Annotated in this window: 16 protein-coding genes; 12 read left to right on the plus strand and 4 right to left on the minus strand. The window is 60.6% G+C overall.

Features of this window, described 5'->3' with window-relative positions:
* Window positions 1-67: 67 nt before the first annotated feature.
* The 3 genes from tssC to tssA form a co-directional block, all read right to left on the minus strand.
* Complete coding sequence (tssC, locus tag ATY76_RS15200; protein ID WP_088675570.1) at window positions 68-1549, minus strand: type VI secretion system contractile sheath large subunit; 1482 nt, start codon at window positions 1547-1549, stop codon at window positions 68-70.
* 125 nt (window positions 1550-1674) lie between these two features.
* Window positions 1675-2196: a type VI secretion system contractile sheath small subunit gene (tssB, locus tag ATY76_RS15205; protein WP_088675571.1), complete on the minus strand. Its 522-nt coding sequence runs from the start codon at window positions 2194-2196 to the stop codon at window positions 1675-1677.
* Between the two features lie 71 nt (window positions 2197-2267).
* Complete coding sequence (tssA, locus tag ATY76_RS15210; protein WP_280950936.1) at window positions 2268-3332, minus strand: type VI secretion system protein TssA; 1065 nt, start codon at window positions 3330-3332, stop codon at window positions 2268-2270.
* 230 nt (window positions 3333-3562) lie between these two features.
* On the opposite strand from tssA, the gene tssH reads away from it, so the two are divergent.
* The 11 genes from tssH to ATY76_RS33250 all read left to right on the plus strand — a co-directional run bounded on the left by tssH (window position 3563) and on the right by ATY76_RS33250 (window position 17139).
* A complete protein-coding gene (gene tssH, locus ATY76_RS15215) occupies window positions 3563-6325 on the plus strand; it encodes a type VI secretion system ATPase TssH (protein WP_088675573.1) in 2763 nt (920 codons plus the stop codon).
* A gap of 41 nt (window positions 6326-6366) precedes the next feature.
* A complete protein-coding gene (locus tag ATY76_RS15220; protein WP_009990920.1) occupies window positions 6367-6843 on the plus strand; it encodes a type VI secretion system tube protein Hcp in 477 nt (158 codons plus the stop codon).
* A 143-nt stretch (window positions 6844-6986) separates the two neighbouring features.
* Entirely contained in the window at window positions 6987-8069 is a 1083-nt protein-coding gene (locus tag ATY76_RS15225) for a hypothetical protein (protein WP_245309958.1), read from the plus strand.
* A gap of 10 nt (window positions 8070-8079) precedes the next feature.
* Window positions 8080-9003, plus strand: coding sequence for a hypothetical protein (locus ATY76_RS15230; protein ID WP_245309899.1), 924 nt, complete (start codon window positions 8080-8082; stop codon window positions 9001-9003).
* A gap of 29 nt (window positions 9004-9032) precedes the next feature.
* On the plus strand, window positions 9033-11297 hold the full coding sequence (tssI, locus tag ATY76_RS15235; protein WP_088675574.1) for a type VI secretion system tip protein TssI/VgrG: 2265 nt from the start codon (window positions 9033-9035) through the stop codon (window positions 11295-11297).
* Between the two features lie 12 nt (window positions 11298-11309).
* Window positions 11310-12419, plus strand: coding sequence for a DUF2169 domain-containing protein (locus ATY76_RS15240; RefSeq protein WP_088675575.1), 1110 nt, complete (start codon window positions 11310-11312; stop codon window positions 12417-12419).
* Window positions 12416-14098, plus strand: coding sequence for a PAAR-like domain-containing protein (locus tag ATY76_RS34210; RefSeq protein WP_245309901.1), 1683 nt, complete (start codon window positions 12416-12418; stop codon window positions 14096-14098). The genes ATY76_RS15240 and ATY76_RS34210 overlap by 4 nt, the downstream gene beginning before the upstream one ends.
* 18 nt (window positions 14099-14116) lie before the next feature.
* Window positions 14117-15292, plus strand: a complete 1176-nt coding sequence (locus tag ATY76_RS15250) for a hypothetical protein (RefSeq protein ID WP_088675576.1) — start codon at window positions 14117-14119, stop codon at window positions 15290-15292.
* A gap of 34 nt (window positions 15293-15326) precedes the next feature.
* Window positions 15327-15890 carry a GAD-like domain-containing protein gene (locus ATY76_RS15255; protein ID WP_245309902.1) on the plus strand — a complete coding sequence of 188 codons (564 nt, stop codon included), beginning with the start codon at window positions 15327-15329 and terminating at the stop codon, window positions 15888-15890.
* Window positions 15862-16065: a hypothetical protein gene (locus ATY76_RS34215; RefSeq protein ID WP_245309904.1), complete on the plus strand. Its 204-nt coding sequence runs from the start codon at window positions 15862-15864 to the stop codon at window positions 16063-16065. The genes ATY76_RS15255 and ATY76_RS34215 overlap by 29 nt, the downstream gene beginning before the upstream one ends.
* Window positions 16066-16530: 465 nt before the next feature.
* The gene (locus ATY76_RS33250) at window positions 16531-17139 is read left to right on the plus strand and encodes a hypothetical protein (protein WP_141105022.1); all 609 of its coding nucleotides are present in this window, start codon (window positions 16531-16533) and stop codon (window positions 17137-17139) included.
* A 143-nt stretch (window positions 17140-17282) separates the two neighbouring features.
* On the opposite strand, the gene ATY76_RS15270 is transcribed toward ATY76_RS33250, so the two are convergent.
* Window positions 17283-17849 carry a hypothetical protein gene (locus ATY76_RS15270; protein WP_088675579.1) on the minus strand — a complete coding sequence of 189 codons (567 nt, stop codon included), beginning with the start codon at window positions 17847-17849 and terminating at the stop codon, window positions 17283-17285.
* A gap of 434 nt (window positions 17850-18283) precedes the next feature.
* Here ATY76_RS15270 and ATY76_RS15275 point away from each other — a divergent pair, with 434 nt between their 5' ends.
* Entirely contained in the window at window positions 18284-18790 is a 507-nt protein-coding gene (locus ATY76_RS15275; RefSeq protein ID WP_245309905.1) for a chemotaxis protein, read from the plus strand.
* Window positions 18791-18808: the final 18 nt, after the last annotated feature.

Consider the following 18808-nt stretch of genomic DNA (forward strand, 5'->3'; position numbering starts at 1 on the left):
CGTCAACCTGAAAGAGATGTTTCGAGAGGACCCGCGCAGCTGGATTGCCGCGCCGGTCCCGGTTTCATCAGTTCTTCGAGGGAATCCGGGCGACCATGCGCAGTGAGGTGGTCAATTCCTCCATCTGCAGCCAGGGACGCATCCAGGCGACGGCGTTGTAGGCGCCCGGCCTGCCGGGGATTTCCTGCACGGTGACCTTGGCCTCGCGCAGCGGATATTTGGCGCGCGATTCTTCGCCGGCCTCGTCATTGGCGTTGACGTAGTTGGAGATCCAGCGGTTGAGCCAGGCCTCGCAATCTTCCGCTTCCATGAAGGAGCCGATCTTATCGCGGCCCATGACCTTGAGGTAATGGGCAAAGCGCGAGGTCGCCATCATGTAGGGCAGGCGAGCCGAAACGGCCGCATTGGCATTGGCCTCGGGGCGGTCGTAGAGCTTCGGCTTGTGCGCCGTCTGGGCGCCGAAGAACACGGCATAATCGGTATTCTTGTAGTGGCAGAGCGGCAGGAAGCCGAGCTTGCCGAGTTCGGCGTCGCGGCGGTCGGTGATGCCGACTTCCGTCGGGCATTTCAGGTCGAGATCGCCGTCGTCGCTGGAGAAGATATGCATCGGCAGGCCTTCGACCTTGCCGCCGTTTTCGGCGCCGCGGATGGCCGTGCACCAGCCGTTCTTGGCGAAGGCCTCGGTTAGGCGCGTGCCCATCACATAGGCCGCGTTCATCCAGCAATAGGAGCCGTGCGGCAGTTCGCCGGTCTTGGAGCCGCCGGTCTCATCGAAGTTGAATTCCTCGATCGGGCTGGTCTTCGGACCGTAGGGCATGCGGGCGAGCACGCGCGGCATGGCGAGGGTCACGAAGCGCGAATCGTCGCTTTCCCGCAGGCTGCGCCACTTGGCATATTCCACCGTTTCGAAGATCTTTTCGAGATCGCGCGGTTTTGCCAGCTCGCGGAAATCCTCGAAGCCGAACATGCGCGGGCTGGCGGCCGAGATGAACGGGGCGAAGGCGGCGGCGGCGATCATCGAGACGCCCTGCAGGAGCTGCACGTCGTCGAAGGAATTGTCGAATTCGTAATCGCCGATCAGCGCGCCCATCGGCTCGCCGCCCGGCGTGCCGAACTCGTCTTCATAGACCGATTTGAACAGCCGGGACTGGTCGAACTCGACGGCCTTGGCGAGATCCTTGGCGATATCCCGCTTGGATGCGTTGAGCACGCGGATCTTCAGATTGGCGCTCGTCTCGGTGTTCTTGACGAGATAGTGCAGGCCGCGCCAGGCGCCTTCGAGCTTGGTGAACTCGGGCGACTGCATGATTGCGGCGAGCTGGCTTGATATCGCCTTGTCGATCTCGGCGATGGCGTTGTTCAAGGTGATCGTCAGGTTGCGATCATAGGTGACGGTGCCCTTGAGGGCCTGGTCGGTAAGGGTGCGCAGGAGGTCCTGGGCACGGTCGGGCTCGGTCTGGCGGGTTGCGGCCACGACCTTCGAGAGCAGGTCCTGATCAGGCGCGAACCCTGCTTCTTCCCTTGTCTGCAATTGCGTTTCAGCGGTCATCTATACGATCCTTTTTGCGAAAGCGGCGGGCCTTGAGGGATGAGGCTTCCCTTCGAAGGGGCCGCTGCCGGACAACGACTCTTCAGAATTTCAGCGCAGGCCTGCCGGCCCGCGATTCCAGGCATTCAGTTCACCACGTCCTTCGGCTCGTCGGCCTTGCCGCCAAGCTGGGCGATCAGCTGCGAAAGGTCGGCCTTGTTCTGCAGAATGTCTTCGAGCAGCCGTTCCAGCTCTTCCGAGCGGTCCGCCTTGCTCATCAGGTCGCGCAGCTGGTTGCGGGCATTGAGCAGCGCCTTCAGCGCCGGCACCTGGTCGACGATCGCGCCGGGTTCGAAATCGGCCATGCTTTCGAATTTCAGCGAGACCGGAAGCTGGGTTCCGTTGTTTTCCAGCGTGTTTTCGACCGAAATCGTCAGGCCCGGCGTCATCCGGCGCATGACGTCGTCGAAGTTGTCGCGGTCGACCTGCACGAATTTGCGCTCGCCGAAGGGCTTCAGCGGCTGCGTGGGATTGCCGGAAAAGTCGCCGAGCACGCCGACGACGAAGGGCAGTTCCTTCACCACCATCGCGCCTTCGGTTTCCACTTCGTATTTGATGTGGACCCTGGGCTTGCGAACCCGTTCCAGTTTCTCATGCACACTTGCCATCGAGGCTCTCCTTCGTCTCATCGGCGGATTACGGATTGGGAAGATGCGGATTGCGGCCGGGCCGCACGCCGTCAGCCTCCCCTGTCGTTTGCGGGCTGTATGCCGGCTGCCGTCAGCACGGCATTGCGGGCGTGCTGTTCGGGCAGAAGCTCGGCAAGAAGCTCGGAAAAATCCATGCGGCCGCGGCGCACCAGCGTCTCGATCGACATGGAAATGGGTGAATGGGGCTCGGTACGGCGGAAATAGCGGGCAACGGCAGCCAGAAGCTCGAAGGCTTCTTCCCGCGAGCGAATCGCCTCGGTGCTGACGGGCCGCGGCCGAATGGCCTCCACCTCGCCGCCGCCGGCGGCTGGCGGGTGCTCGAAATCATGCGCAGCAGGGGCTTCGGACGCCGCGACGGGATCTTCTATACCGGCGAGTACGCGGATTGCAGCGGCGGCCTCTTGCAACACATTGCGTGTATTCGAACTCGGCGGCGCCTGGTCGCCGCAGTGCTCGTCAAGTATTTCGACCATGCGGTCGAAAGCGGCGATGCACTCGGTGAGCACGCCGAGATAGGCTGACATGTGAGCGACACCGGCTTCCGCCGCCGCCTGCTGCAATTCCTTGCGCCGCTCGATTTCGTTCGGCCGTTGCGAAAGCTGGAAATCCCACAGCGAAAATTGGGCGAACTTTCCGTCCGGGATCAACGATGTCAAACGAATAGCCTGGATCAGCGTTCCCTCGCCGCCCACGCCGTTGAGGCCCGCGAAAGGCGCAAACCGTTCCTCGAAGTCGCCATCCCCGATCGAATGCAAGGCATCGAAATACTTGTCTAAAAGCGACACGGTTGCAACATATACGTCACGCAATCCTGAGAAGCCGCGCAGCCGCAACTGGGCTTCGGCAAGCCAGGCCAATACTTCGATGTCCTTGCTTTGGGAAGAAAGGATTTGCAATCCAAGATTGCTAACATCGTGCCAAGCAGGTGCAAGCGTAATAACTTCACCCGGAGAAATACTACGTTCGGCTGTACGAGCGGCGTTTCTCGCGTCCTTAATTCTATAGTATATTTCACGATGGATAGTATTGTTGCGCACGTTTTCTCCGCACGGGCGATCTTCTTCAAGTGAATTTATAATTTCTCGGACGTTCACGCTGTTAAATACCTCGAAAATCAGAGCATACTGCGGAGAGCGGGCATTTTGGGCGGCCTGTATTGGCTTGTCAACCATTTCAGAACGATGACGGATTTATGACGACTTTCTTTATGCTCATTTTTTTAAATAGAGTCGTTTTTGTTCTGGACAAGGGTTTATGAGCGCCCTAGTTGTTGCTTCGCATCACGAGAGCGCGCCGAATTTCGACGTATAAACAGGACTTGCGGATGTCTCATATCGATCTCAATCGTCTCATAAGAACGCTTGAGCCCAATCTACGTGTCGGTCTTGAGACAGCGGCTTCGCTCGCCGTGCGTCATCAGCACGCCATGGTGGACATCGCCCACTGGCTTCGCTCCCTTCTTGATATTGCGGGATTTTCCGCCGTTTTCGAAGAACTCGCGGTTTCTTCCCAAGCGCTGAGAGCCGAGCTCGATGCCGCGATCGCCGACGTCCCCCGGGAAGCCGGCGCCGCGCTTGCGCTCTCGCCCAACCTGCTTTCCCTCGGCCGGGAGTCTTGGCTGGTTGCATCGCTGCAATGCGGGCGCAATGTCGTGCTTCTTGCCGATCTGCTTGCCGCGCTGACGAGCGATTCGGCGCTGCGCGCCGTTATCCGCGGCATTGCCCCCTCCCTGCGCAACCTCGACAGGGCGACACTCGACAGGCTGCTGGAGAAGGCGGCGCCCAGCGCGTCGGAACAGCTTTCCATGCCCGCCGCCTCATCCGGGGACAACGAGTTCCTGCGCCTCTACACCCACGACATGACGGCGGATGCCCGCGGGGGCCGTATCGATCCGGTTATCGGGCGCGATCGCGAGTTACGGCAGTTGATCGACATCCTGACGCGCCGGCGGCAGAACAACCCCATCCTCGTCGGTGAGGCGGGCGTCGGCAAGACCGCGGTGGCGGAAGCGCTGGCGCTGGAGATCGCCGCCGGCAACGTGCCGGACCGGCTGAAAGATGTGAAACTGCTGCTCCTGGATCTGAGCCTGCTGCAGGCCGGCGCCGGCGTCAAAGGCGAATTCGAGCGGCGGCTGCATGGCGTGGTCGACGCAGTGAAGACCTCGCCGCAGCCGATCATCCTATTCATCGACGAAGCCCATGGGCTGATCGGCGCCGGCGGACAGGCGGGCCAGGGCGATGCCGCCAACATTCTGAAGCCCGCTTTGGCGCGCGGCGAGCTGCGCACGATCGCGGCGACGACCTGGGGCGAATACAAGCGCTTCATCGAGAAGGACGCGGCCCTGACCCGCCGCTTCCAGACCGTGCATGTTCGCGAACCCGACGAGGAATCGGCGATCCGCATGCTGCGCGGCGTGGCCGAAAGCCTGAAGGCCCATCACAAGGTTCGCATCCGTGACGAGGCGATCGTCGCCGCCGTCCGGCTTTCGGCACGCTATCTGCCGGACCGGCAGCTGCCCGACAAGGCGATCAGCCTGATCGACACGGCCGCAGCGGCCGTCGCGCTCGCGCGCCAGACGATGCCGGAGGCGCTGAAATCGCTTTCCGAGGAACGCGATCTTCTGGAAGCCGAATCAAGCTGGCTGGCGCGCGAACCGGAGACGCCGGAAAAACTCGCCCGGCTTGAAGAGATCGCCGTCAAGCAGCGGGAGATCCTCGCGGAAATCGAGGCGCTCCGATCGAAATTCGACGACGAGAACCGGCTCGTCCGCGAGGCCGACCGGCTGGAGGAAGTCTTCTCTCCCGACGAAGCCGTCGCTCCGCTGGCGCCGGCCGACAATTCTGGCGACGGCACGAATGTCGCGCCATTCCCGCCCCAGGCCATGACGGTGGAAAGCGCGCGGGCCGCTCTTGCCGCGACCGAACGCAGCCTGGCGGCGGTGACGGACCGCACACCGCTGCTGCCGCGCGTCGTCGACAAGGAAGTCGTCGCCGCCGTGGTCGCCCGCTGGACCGGAATTCCGCTCGGCAAGCTGCTCGCCGACCAGATCGAGACCGTCAAGACGCTCGATGCCCGCCTGAAGGAAAGGGTGCTGGGGCAGGATGCGGCGATCGGTCGGATCGCCTCGGCCATGCGCGCGGCGCGCGCCGGGCTTTCCGATCCGCGCCGCCCGCCGGCCGTCTTCCTGCTCGTCGGCATGTCCGGCACCGGCAAGACCGAAACCGCGCTGTCGCTCGCCGACATGCTCTATGGCGGCAGCCGTTATCTCACCACCATCAACATGTCCGAGTTCAAGGAGGAGCATAAGATTTCCATGCTTCTCGGTTCGCCGCCCGGTTATGTCGGCTACGGCGAAGGCGGCGTACTGACCGAAGCGGTGAGGCGCCGGCCCTATGGGGTGCTGCTGCTCGACGAGATCGACAAGGCGCATCCCGGCGTTCAGGAAATCTTCTATCAGGTGTTCGACAAGGGAACGCTGCGCGACGGCGAAGGCCGCGACATCGATTTCAAGAACACCACCATCGTCATGACCGCCAATACCGGCTCGGAGATGATCGCCGCACTTTCGGCCGATCCCGAGACGATGCCGGAGGCGGAAGCGCTCGAAGCGATGCTGCTGCCGGAACTGCAGAAGCATTTCAAACCGGCCTTCCTCGGGCGCACCACCGTGCTGCCCTTCATGCCGCTTGGGTCCGAGACGCTGTCCGGCATCGTCGATATCCAGATCGGCCGCATCCGCGAGCGAGTCGGGACGACCTACGGGACGACACTTTCGCTCTCGCCGCAGGCGCGCGAGGCGCTGATTTCACGCGCCCGCACCAGCGAGATGGGCGCCCGCGCCATCGAGGTGATGATAGCGCGCGACCTGCTGCCCGTTCTTTCGACGTTTTTCCTCGAAGCGGTCGCGCAGCAGAAGAAGATTACGGGGATCACCATCGGTTACGACGGCCATCAATTCGGCCTCGATGCCGAGGAGGCCGCCCCACAGGAATTCGGCACGCCGGGGGAAAGCCGGTTGTCGGATGAAGTAACCCCGAGCCGCAAACGCACTCGGGGAGCAGCGAAAAGAAAGGCAACTACGCCTTAGACGCAACTAGGCACTCAACCGCCAATAGGAGAGCTGACAGCATGCCGATTTATCTTCAGATCGACGGTATCCAGGGTGATGCGACTCACGAGCAGCATCGCAAGTGGATGGACATCGAAGCCATTCACTGGAACGTTTCCCGCAACATGAACACCTCCGCCGGTTCGGCCGCGAACCGCGAGGCTTCCGAGCCGACCGTTTCGGAAGTGATCCTCACCAAGGTGAGCGACTCCTCGTCGACCAAGCTCTTCCAGGAGGCCTGCTCGGGCCGCACCGGCAAGCGCTCCGTCATCCACCTCGTCACGACGGGCAATCCCGGCGACACCTATATCGAATATTCGCTCGAGAACACGCTGATCGCCAGCTACTCGATCGATTCCAACGGCGACCGCCCGGTCGAGACGATCAAGCTGAACTTCACCAAGATGGAAGTGAAGTACACGCCTTACGACGACAAGCACTCGCCGCAGTCGCCGATGATCGCCTCCTACGATCTCGCCACCACCAAGGCCGCTTAAGCCTCTCGACATCGGCAGTGCCAGCCTTGCTGCTGGCACTGCAACTCCATGTTTCCGGCTGCCTTCCCCGCCCTCGGGAAGGCGCTGAAACATGCTGTTTCCGCAGATGATTTGAGAGACATCCTCGCGCTTTGACAATGGAGATGATCGTGTCGGCTGCAACTGAGCGTTTGAACGATATTCTGGTAGAACTGCCCAAGTACAAGTCCCAGTGGGAGACGAACGTTTCCAGTCCCTATGTCAGGGCCTACGATCTCGCCATCGATAATTTTCAGAAAACGTCGAAAGCCCAGGAAGCCCGCGACCGGATGCTGGCCGAGCTCTTCGTGTTTTCCGCTTCGATCCTGACGGGCAGCATCATGATGGCTGCCTTCGCGACGACCTCGGTGCGCGTGCTGGCCGGCCGCGCCGCGCTGAGCGTGATCTGCAACAACAACCTCAACCGCACCTTCAACGTCATGCATGCCGCCGCCAACAGCAAGGTGGTGATGTTTGCGCTGGGTGGCGTCCTCGACGAAGCCAAGAAGCTCGCCAACAAGCAGGTGACGAGTGCTGCGGAAAAACTGACGAGCAGCGCGCCGGTCGCCTCTGCGCCGACCGCTCTGAATTTCAAGACGCGGATCGACGATTTCATCGCCATCAACCACGTCTGCGTGCATGAATTCATCAGGGGCGTGCAGCATGACAACACGATCAGCGAAGCTGGCAAATCCAGGCTTGCCGATCTGGTCGGCCAGACGCCGTTCTGCAATCCGCCCGAAAGCAGGCGCGTGGACGAAAACCGCCTCTCCCAGAAGATGGAGCTGCTGTTCTACATGAGCGCGGTTCTGGATTCCGACAAGCTCGTGACCTATGCGCCCTCAACGGGCGGCACCGTTGGCGGCATCGGCCGCGACATCGAATATAGCAAGAAGGCCATCCCGCAGCTGCCTTCGGCAACCGACTATCCGAAATCCATTTCGCCGCGCCTGACGGGCCGGCCCTTCCAGCCCTACGATCCCGGTCAGCGTATCGAATACGACAATATCGGATCGGTCGTGCGCGAACGCATCAACACGCTCAGCCGTCTCACCGGCAATTCTTCCTTCTATCCGGAGCAGAATTTTGCCGAAAAGCTGTTCATCGATCCGACCGGCAGCGCCCAGATGGCAAAGGCGGAGCAGATCATCAACCGCCTTTCCGCCGATGCGCGGCCGAAGCAGCTCACCGATGTCAGGATGATCTAAGGCGGTGCCGATGCTGTTGACCGGTCTTCTCAAGCAAGGATTGATGGGGCGCATGCGCTGGCCGCTGGTTGCGGCCGCTTTCGCGGGTGTCATGGTCGCGAGCGCTGCCGCCATGGTCGGCGCATCCGGTTCCACCGATCGCTCCCTGCTTGAGATCGAAGCGGTGTCCTCGCGCCTTTCCGCCACGCCGGCCGCTGTCGAAAGCGTCGCCAAGGCGGCCGCCGACCGGAGCGTTCCCACATCCGATGCGCAGCCGCTGCTCGAGACCGCTGCGCGGTCTTCCTTCGATGCCGACGGCATGCTTGCCGAAATCTCGAAAGCGGTGGCTGCGGCTGGCAGCAATGCCGTGGACCCCAAGGCTTTCGCCAAAGCGGCCGCGGCATGGCAAGAGGGGCAGGCAAAGGTCGCGCGCATGTACCAGGCGCAGGATCAGGCAGCCGCGAAGGAGATCGAAACACGCCTTGCCGACCCTGACAAAGGCCCCGGTATCAAAGCGCTTGCCGATCTGATGGCCGGCCCGGATCTTGCTGTGGAAAGCGCCGTCACCTCGCAAGCCATGTATCTGTCGCTGGAGGCCCTTTCCAGCGCCGATGCCGGAAAACTGGCGTCGGTTTCGCAGGACAAGCTGCAATCCGAGATGAAGGGCGTGATCGCGTCGCTGCGTGCGAGAAGCGAAAACGAAAAGCCGCTTCCCAAGGATATGGCGCGGGCGGACGAAAAGGCGCGGCTGACCTTCGTGCTGGCCACCCTGCCGCCGGAAGACCTATCGGTGCTGACGGAATTCTATGAGAGCTCGGGCGGAAAGGCCAAGCGCGACGCGCTCGTCGAAAGTTACAGGCGGGTGTCCGACCAGGCCAACGGCCAAATGCTGGGGCAATATTTCCAGGCGCTGGCGGATTATCTCAAGACCCATCCTCGGCCGCAGCAGCAGTAATTCGGCTTTCCAAGACGGAACGTGATGTTATGGACGATTTGCAATCCCTCGCCGCCGATTTCATCCAGGCGAACCGTATTCTGAAGATCGTTTCGCCGCTCGGCGAGGACCAGCTTCTGCCGGAGCGCGTGACGATCGAGGAAGGCATTTCTTCGCTCTTCGAAATCAAGGTTTCGGCGCGCGCCAAGAAGCCGTCCGTCAAGCCGGAGGAACTGATCGGCCGCCTGATGGATGTTTCCGTGGAGGTGCAGCAGGGCGATGGCGAAGGCGGCGTGCGCCGGCCGTTCAACGGTCTGGTGACCGAGCTCAACGAAGGCCCGCCGATCACCCGCGGCCTGCGCTCCTATTCCATGGTGCTGAGGCCGCAAATGTGGCTCTTATCGCGCCGATCCGACTGCCGCATCTGGATGGACAAGACCTCCGTCGACATCGTCGAGACGCTATTTTCCGAGCATGGCATCCCGGCGCCCGATACGTCGGGCGTGATCACGCCACCGCCGCCGCAGCATTATTCGGTGCAGTGGAACGAAACCGACCTTGCCTATCTCACCCGCCGCTTCGAGGAAGACGGCCTGTTTTACTGGTTCTCGCACGAGGACGGCAAACACAAGCTGCATGTGGCCGACAGCGCCCAATCCTGGCTCGGCTCGTCGCCCTCGGCGCAGGGCGAGGCCCGGGTCCGCCTGGCGCAGGGTTCGGCCGACCGCAACCACATCACCGAGTGGAGCCGGCGCTATTCCTATGTGCCGGGGCAACGCGCCGGCGCCGACTGGAATTTCGAAACCCCACGCATGGTGCCCGGCACCATGACGCCGTCGCTCGTGCAGATGCCGGAAGCGACCAAGCGCGAACTCTACGAATATCCGGCGCGCATTTCCTCCGTCGCCGAGGCGGAACGGGCCGAAAAACTCAGAATGCAGGCCTCCGAAGCCGATCACGACCGGGTCTTCGGCGATTCCACATCCCGCATACTGGAGGCAGGGCGCCGCTTCACGCCTTATGAGGTCGCCCATCCCGATCACGTGTATGACGAGCATGTGGTGGTGAAGGCGACCCATACCGTCGTCGACCGCTCCTACGAGACCAACAGCAATGAGCCGGAATATACCAACACCTTCGAGGCGGTGCCGTCGCGGGTGCCGATGACGCCGCATCGCGGGACGAAGCGGCCGCGCATCGAAGGCACGCAGGTGGCAATCGTCGCCGGGCCCGTCGGCGAGGAGATCCACCCCGACCAGTACGGCCGCATCAAGCTATGGTTCCCCTGGGACCGCAAGGCCAAGAGGGACGGTTCCGACACCTGCTGGGTGCGCGTCAGCCAGGTCTGGGGCGGCGGCACCTGGGGCGCACAGGTCATTCCGCGCATCGGCATGGAGGTGATGGTCGCCTTCGTCGACGGCGATCCCGACCGGCCGCTGGTGACAGGCGTGGTGCCCAATCCTTCCAACACGGTTCCATACGATCTGCCGGCCAACAAGACCCGCATGGTCATGCGCTCGAACACGCACAAGGGCACCGGCTTCAACGAAATGACCTTCGAGGACGAGGCCGGCCAGGAGAACATGTTCTTCCATGCCCAGAAGGACCAGACGACGCGCGTGCTGAACGACCGCACCAAACGCGTCGACCGCCACGAGGTCTCGGCCATCGGTGGCAATCGCGCGGTAGAAGTGAGCGGCAACCAGAAGCACGAGATCGGCGGTTCGGTGAACACGGTCGTCGGCGGCACGGGGCCGATGGCGATGGCGCTGATGGGAGCGGTCAGCGGGCTCTCCGGACATACTGCGGGGCTCCTGGCGCAGGCCGGGCAAATTGCAGGCGGCGGCGGGGCCGGGCTTGCGGCCTTTGTCGGCACGGTTGCGTCTTCGGCGCTCGGCTTTCTCGGCGCCGGCGGACTGGGCAGCCGCGAGGGCGTGGTGTCGGGACCGTCGCCAAGAGCGGATGCGGGCACGGCGCTCGCCGGCTCCGGTACGGGCGTCGGCGATGCGGCTTCGGGCCTTTTCCCGATGCCAGGCATCATGAACACGATCGTCGGCGCCTTCAAATCCGACACGATCGGCATAGCGCGGGCCGAGCAGATCGGCATGAGCAAGGTCACCAATGTCGGCCAGACCTCGCTGGAGAGCGTCGGCAAGTTCAAGAAGATCGCGGTCGGCGAGGAATTCGTCATCGAATGCGGCGATTCCAAATTCATCATGAAAGCCAACGGCGAAGTGATCATTCTCGGCAAGACCTTCAACTTCGTTGCGACCGAACATTTCCAGATGCGCGGCAAGCCGATCGACCTGAACTGAGGAGGAAGTTGCTTGGAACTGATCAACCGACTTCCCTTTCCAGCCATGGCTTTCCGGCAGTTCGATGCGAACGGGGATCTGGATTGCGTCGTGTCGGTTCGCGGCACGTTTGTTCATCGCCAGGGCGAGACGCTCGCCATCGCCGCGAAACAGGAAGATTTTCAGTGGGAGGACGCCTATGACGGCGATCCCCATGCCGGCCCCCTGCTGCGCCAGACCGACTTGACACCGGAGAAGGCTGGAACCGACATCACATTCCTTGGCAATGCTTATGCGCCAGGCGGCACGCCAGCCCCGTCTTGGCAGGTTGGCCTGCGCGTCGGAGAGCTTTCCAAGAGGCTCGAAGTCCACGGTGCGCGTTTCTGGCGCCCTGTGATCAAAGAAAAATGGGCGGGCTTTTCTGCCAGAGAACCCAAACGCGTCCTGACGGATTGGCAACTCACGCAAGCCGAGCCGGCATCCCAGGTGCCGATTTGCTGGAGTAAGGCCTATGGCGGCCAAATCCCTGGTACGGGCGATCCGGAAACCGAAACACCCCCCGATGTCGAAGCGCGCAATCCGCTCGGCTGCGGCATCGTTAATCTCGACAGGCCGTTCGACCACCCACCCGTCGCCGCGCCGCAAATCACCTTGCCCGGGGAGAAACTGAATTGGCGGGAGCCGGCCGAGCCGCAGGGGTTGGGCCTCGTGTCGCCGTGGTGGCGGTTCCGCCAGCAATACGCCGGCACCTATGACGATCTCTGGCTAAACGAGCGCCATCCGCTTCTGCCTAGGGATTTCGACACACGCTTCTGGCAAAGCGCTCATCCTGATCTCGTTGCGATCCCTTCTCTGGCGGGGGGCGAAGACTACCAGTTGGATGATCTGCACCCTCGCTTCGCACACGCCGCAGGGCGGCTGCCTGGGCTGACGCTGGGGTTACATTGTGCCGGTCACGATCGTGACGAATGGCATGTGCTTTCACTCGATGGCGTGCATTTCGACTGGCGGAACGATGACCGGGTAATGCTGACTTGGCGGGGGCGCTTTCCGCTGCCGGAAGCTCTAGGAACCCAATTGATGCTGACACGGGTTCAGGTCAACGTCGCGGCTGTTGTCCCTGGCAGCAGGGTCGCGGCATGAGCATCCCACGCGATAATTACGTCGGTGAGCCAGATTATCCAAGCCCTTGGACGACAAGGCAACCGCGGGAGGGGTTGCGCGATTTGGACGAAGCGCGGGTTGTCTCGCTGTCGCCGGACGTCTGCCTGACGCCGGTAGGTTCTTCGGTCGTTCCCATTCCCTATCCGATCGTCGACTATTGCGGACACGACAAAGACTACACGCCTTCCGTCCGCTTTACCGGGAAGAAAGCAATGGTCATGCGCTCTTGTACGACGCACGTCCACGGTGATGCCCCGGGCACGAAAAAGGGTGTCAAATCCGGTACTGTTGAAAATATCTGCGAGCCCATTGGACATGCCGAGCAGGTACGCGCCGAAGGCTCCCATGTCATCCGCCATCTCGATCGTTTCTGGATGAACAATCGGAATACGCAAGGCGAAGCGATCTTCGTGCGTGGGACGCAGACATATGCGCCGCCGAAAGACGACGATCCCGTTTTAGGATCGCTGCGCTCCAATGGCACGAGCGCAAACGAAGGCCGCGTGATGAGCGATGCCTCGCCTGAGCCGCTGATCATGGGTGCGCAGTACGCGCAAGCGAATGTCGGCACGATGACGAATGGTGGTGGCGGACTGATAGGTGGAACGACGAGGGGAGCGACCACGACCGCTCCGCCGACAACTCAGACGCCAACCGCCAACTGGCCTAAAGTTGGTTCGACGGTCCTTAAAAGATTCGGAATTTGGGGCCGCGCTGCATCGCTTGTATTAGACGACCTTAGCAAGACGCAGGCTGAGAAAGCTGCGGAAGCGCGTGCTTTTCAGGCGATCCTGTCTGGCGCAGGCGATCACGTTATCACTCAGAACCGTCTGCTTGGTGGCCGCGAACATGTCAGCAACCCATTGGATATGTTCAACTCTTCAACTTGGGAAGGGAAATACGGCCTCATCATTAATGATAGCGAACGCGTCCCGCTTGCCAATGACATCTTGTCGACATTGGCCGGAAAGCCGATGGACGTCCGCACAATGTCGGATGCCGAAGTTCAAAGTGTCCTCTCTCCTTTTCAGGGCCTGTCGGACGACCAGATCGAGCAGAAGCTCAAGGAAATGAACGAGGCCCGGAAAAAAGAAGAAGAGGAGAAGAAACCGAAGCCAATTCCGCCCCCGCCACTTGATCCGGGGTCCAATACAAGGGTCGATGATAAAAAAAAGAAAGAGTGCCTTATAGGCCCCTACGACGATATCTACGGGCCATGCACGGCGCGCGGTGGCAAGACCCATCACGTCGTGCCCGATATGGTCTACCGGTTAGGAGATCGAGCGGGAAAGGTGACGACAGAACGCGTTCCGAATGCACCTACAGAGGGCCAAGGCGAGTCAATCTGCCTGACGAGCGATGAGCACAGCAATAAAAATGACTCAGGAGGGGTGCATGAACACATCAGGAAAGAGTTTGCAGGGATTGATCATCCGGAATTTCCCGGTACCGCTCCCATGGAAGACATCCTATTAAGATCACAGGCGGCGCTCCTGCAAACAAAGGATATCGACAAGGTTTGCGCAGAAGCCGCTAATGCGCGAGCGGCGGCGCAAGTGAAAGCAAAGACCGGTTTGACTGCGCCAGGCCGTACGAAGGAAAAGCCACTTCCTACCGGCCGGATTGCGGAAGTTCTCCGAAATGGCCGATATCCCTAATAGATCGAGAGTGTGACGATGACTGATGCCATCGACGACGACGAAGATTTCGAAGAGCTTTATGGCGCGTGGGAGCCAACGCTTTACGCGGCGGTTATGGCGGATGATCGATATTTTGCGCTTTTGCTCGGCGGCCCGCGCTGGGACGATCCCTATACGATCATACTGACGCGCGACGTCAAAGCGCAGACATTTTCACGCCTCGATGTGCGGCGGGAATTGCGGGATATCCGGGTCGTGCCGCAGCCTGATGGTGCGGGCGAGCCGTCCTATGTAACGCTGAGCCTGAACGGGGACATTTATGTGATCAGTCCCAATGGCGCTGAGCATTCGATCATACCCGGAACCCAAGCCGAATCTGATGACGCGCCCGAGATCCTGTTCAGCTCCATTTTACCTGTAGAGGACCAATGGTTGGTTGCGGGCGGTGACGGCTTTCTTAAGCTTGGTAAAGAAAAATCCTGGCAAGATGTCTCTCCTCCTTTACAGACAGAATATCCCTACAAGGCCCCTGATTGGACGATCATAGGAGCCAATCGGGCGGGCGATATCTTTATTGTCGGCACGCAGACAGTGAATACGCGGCATTTCAATCTCTATCCCGGACACCCTCTCTATCGGAAGGATATGCCCGATGAAGAGCGCTTTGAATTGAAGAAAAAGCTCTATGCCGAAATGGACAGCTACCCGCGTCTGAAAACACTTTTCACTGGCCAGCCTGAGTCTTGGACGCAGCAGAAATTGCCGGATCGTATCGCTCGGTCTCTGCCTGCATATTCTTATGTTGCCGATGTCGAGAGTGATGGGTCCGACGCTGACTATGTCATCGGTTCTGATGGCCTTGTGATGAAGGGAAATCCGCAAGCCGGGTTTAGCGATATTTCGTCCATTGCCGATCGGGAGAAAAACTTCAAGGATGGCGCTCGCTTGCGCAACGATCTGATCCTTGCGACCGGCACCGAATTATTCCGGTTCGACGGTCATGTTGCAAAGCCGTTCGCGCCTAAGGTGAAGATGCGCTCCGCCCCTTTCGTGCTGCAGCCGAGCGCAATCTTCGTCCATAACGAGAAGCTCTATGTGTTCGATTATGGGCTTCGCTATTACATTTTGGACGACGAAGGCTGGCATCAATACGATATCCCTAAAGAGCTTTCGGCAAGGCCGTTCAAGGGTGGCGTTAAAGTCGCGCCTTGAGCCCTATAGAGCGCAATGAGCATCTGGAGCCGAAATGTCTGTCACACCTCGACGCCCCCTGCAGGACGTACTGGATGAATTCGGACCGCTCAAAGATGGTACAACGGTTTCTGCTTCGCAGGCTGAGGGCTATCGTGGGAGGCTGCCTGACGCCATGATTGATTTTTGGATTGAACATGGTCGGGGGCAGTGGCGCGATGGTCTTTACTGGATCTGCGATCCCGAGCCGATCATGCCTGTTTTGCATACGCTGTTTGCCGGCGATCCGGAATTCGACGCCGCAAAAATGGTGCCCTTCATGCGGGATGCGTTCGGTGAAGCCAGCATTTGGCATCCCAAATTTAAGGTGATCACACTCAATGTGAATTCCGGCACGGTCACCACCACGGACATCACTGCCAAAGTCATCGAGGGTATCCCTCCCTTCGATGACGATATGGCGGTAGCTTCCGCCGTAGACGCCAACGTTTTCGATGTTCACGGCTGGGTGGATTCTAAGGACCGGCAAGCCTGTTTTCGAGGCCGTGCGCCGCCGGCTTGGGCCGATCAGTGCGAATCAGGTCTATACCATGGTTCCTCACTTCCGCCTCGGCGGTGATGGTGCCGCCAAGGATTTCTCAATCGGCGGCTTCATCGAATATCTCGGCGTTCTGACGCAGATGGGATCCTTTACATTTGAACGCTACGTTGATCCGAAGGAGGGCGGTCGGGGTGCCTTTGGCATCTCGAAGCTGTTCGTTACGATCGGTCACGACCGTCTGATCGACAATTGATGCTTAGGTGCACTCCGCACCACTAAGGGACATCTGGCGCCCGCTTTGCTCTCTGGAGGCCAATGGTCGTACCTGTTAAATTCGTTGTCGCTTGCGCCGCAGCCGACGAAATCTTCGTTATTGCGACGATCCCTGATGAACTGCCGCAGGATGCGGAATTTACCCGCCTTTACTATCTGTGCCCGGAAACGGAGGAGGTATGGCACTATCGGGATTGGCCCACGAGCAGGGGGTGTCGCTAGGTCTGCGACGGCAGCGGGAACGGAAGAGACGCGCAGCCTGCGCCATGACGGCGGAGGGCGACGTCGAGATCGCGAACTCTGCGGAGGAGATCTATGAAAAAATCGCCGACGCAGGCCTGATGGGAAAGCGCGCTCTCGGCGCGGTGACACGGATCAGAGAGATCGGTTCTACCTTGTTTGTCTGCGGCAACTACGGGCAGGTCTATCGGCGCGATGAGATCGGTTGGGCGCCTATCGACAAAGAACTGGCGGAACTCGGCAAAAATGCCTTGAGCCTGCCGTTTCCAAATGCGGCGTCGGTTCCGATGACATGCTGCGCCAGTTTACGCAATCGATGCGGCAAGCGCCTAATTTCAATGATATGGATGGCGCAAACGAGACGGATGTCTATGTTTGCGGCAATGGTGGGAACCTCTTTCACTACGACGGAAAGGCCTGGGCTAAGATCGATACCAAAACAGATGCCATTCTAACCGCGATGCATTGCATCTCAGCAGAGGAAGTGCTGGTCGTGGGCGAAGACGGCACTGTTTTGATCGGCAATGCCCGTGCGGGCTTCCGCAGTTTGGGGGAGTTTTTCCCTGGCGATTACATCTGGTCGGTCCGTAGCTTCCAAGGGAAGATCTATCTGGGCACCTTGCATGGTCTTTATGTGCTCGAAGGCTCTCGTGTGAGGCTGCTTACGGGCGAAAAGCTGGACGGCAAGACCCAGATCATCAGCCTCGACAGCGTGTCTGATAACGCTTTGTGGATAGCGACCAACCGCCATGCATTCCGTTACGACGGCAACGCGTTCACATTCTATCAGCATGGCGACAATATCGCGCACTGACCGCGGCGAGCATGGAAATTTAGATGCTGAGAGCCGGCCTAGTCCCACTCGACCGCCTTCGCCACGCTTCTCGCCCAATGGCTGGAGAGCTGAACGCCGCGCGCATCTTGAACAATCTTCGGCTGACGGCGTAGCCGGCGTGCTTAGCTCTCGAAGCGGGCGAGCATCGTCCTGAGCTGAAGATTTTCGGCGTGGAGCTGTTCGGCCCGCAGGCTTTTGAGCCGCTTGTTTTCCGCTTCGAGGAAGGCAATGTCCTGTTTGGAAGCCGGAGCGTCTTCGGCTTCGAATTGCGGACGCGGGTTCGCCTCGACGGTCAAAGCGGATGCGACCGTGGCCGGCTCGCGCTTCGAATATCTGCGCGGCGCGCGCTTCGACGCGGCTGCAGGCTTCGATGCTGGCTGGCTCTCCTGCGCGGGCACGGTGGCTTCGGCAATCAAGATGGCGGCCTGCTGCTGCGCCGGTTCCGATGGCGCCGCTTCCGCGGCCTTCGCATCGATCTGGCCGATAGGGTGTTGGTTCAGCGGCTCGGGCAAGGTGTCGCGGCTTTCGGCGGCGGTTTCGGTCGCGTTGAACGGATGCGGCGACTGGTCCTGCACTTCGCGCGCCAGGGCCTTGAAATCCGTGTCGCCCCAGATCGAGGTCGTCCGCGCCTTTGGTTGTCGCCGTCCCGACTTGAATTCGACGACGAATTTCCGCTGCGGCGTTTTCATCTATTCTCGACCTCAAGAAAGCTGTCAAAGCCCGCCATCAGCGGCGCTGGGTTTCTGCCGGCCGGGGAATATATCGCCGCGCCGCGTGCTTCAACCGACCAGCGCGGGAGAAATGCGGATCTCCGCACGTATCCACCGCTCGATTACGATCAAAATACGCAGGGACTATCCGATCTGCGCGAAAAACCGGCGGCTGCGGAAGCGGCGAAGGATTTCCTTAAACGTTACCGCCTTGGATGAGGCCGGTTTCCGCCACCCGTGCGATCCGGCTCGCTCAGATGTGGTACAGGCGCGATAGGTCAGCAGGCATATGGAAATACGATATGGTTCATAGCGGTTTTGCTCTCATGCTTTGCTGCGGCTCTCGCCGCAACGGTGCTTTGCTCTAGGGCCTGGCGCGCATGGTCGAGATAACGAATGGCCGGGGGCGGGATATGGCCGTGAACCCGGTCCTAGATCCGGATCAGAAAGGCAGATTCTGCGCTGAAATCGCGGCCTTGGTGCCTGCCGTCATGAGTGGCGATCTGACGGCGCGCATGAGCGCCGACTATGCGGATGCGGATCTTTGCCGCTCGGCAGCCGTTCTCAATGAGCTGATTGCGTCGATCGACGACAACCTCTGCGATTTCAACGCGGCGATGGCCGCTCTCGCTCACGGAGATCTCCATGCAGGCATGCGGGACAAACATCGCGGCGCATTTGGGCAACTGCAGAAGAACTTCAATCTCGCCTTGGTGACGATCCGTACGGTGCTCGGGGAACGAGGTTCGGATCGGTTTACGGACAGGGCCACGAAATTCCGCCGGATGCTGGCGGGCTCCGGCTCGACCGAGCTCGCTTACGAAGTCAGGGCCTCCGATGAGGATTCGCGGCCGATTCCTTCGCCGCCCCATGATCTCTGGCTGAAACTTGCCGAGGCGCTGGCCCGCTTCTCGGTCTGAGCGGACCCGCGCCACAAC

Origin of the sequence: Rhizobium sp. R339 (assembly GCF_002211395.1) — a bacterium.
Taxonomy (GTDB): Bacteria; Pseudomonadota; Alphaproteobacteria; order Rhizobiales; family Rhizobiaceae; genus Rhizobium.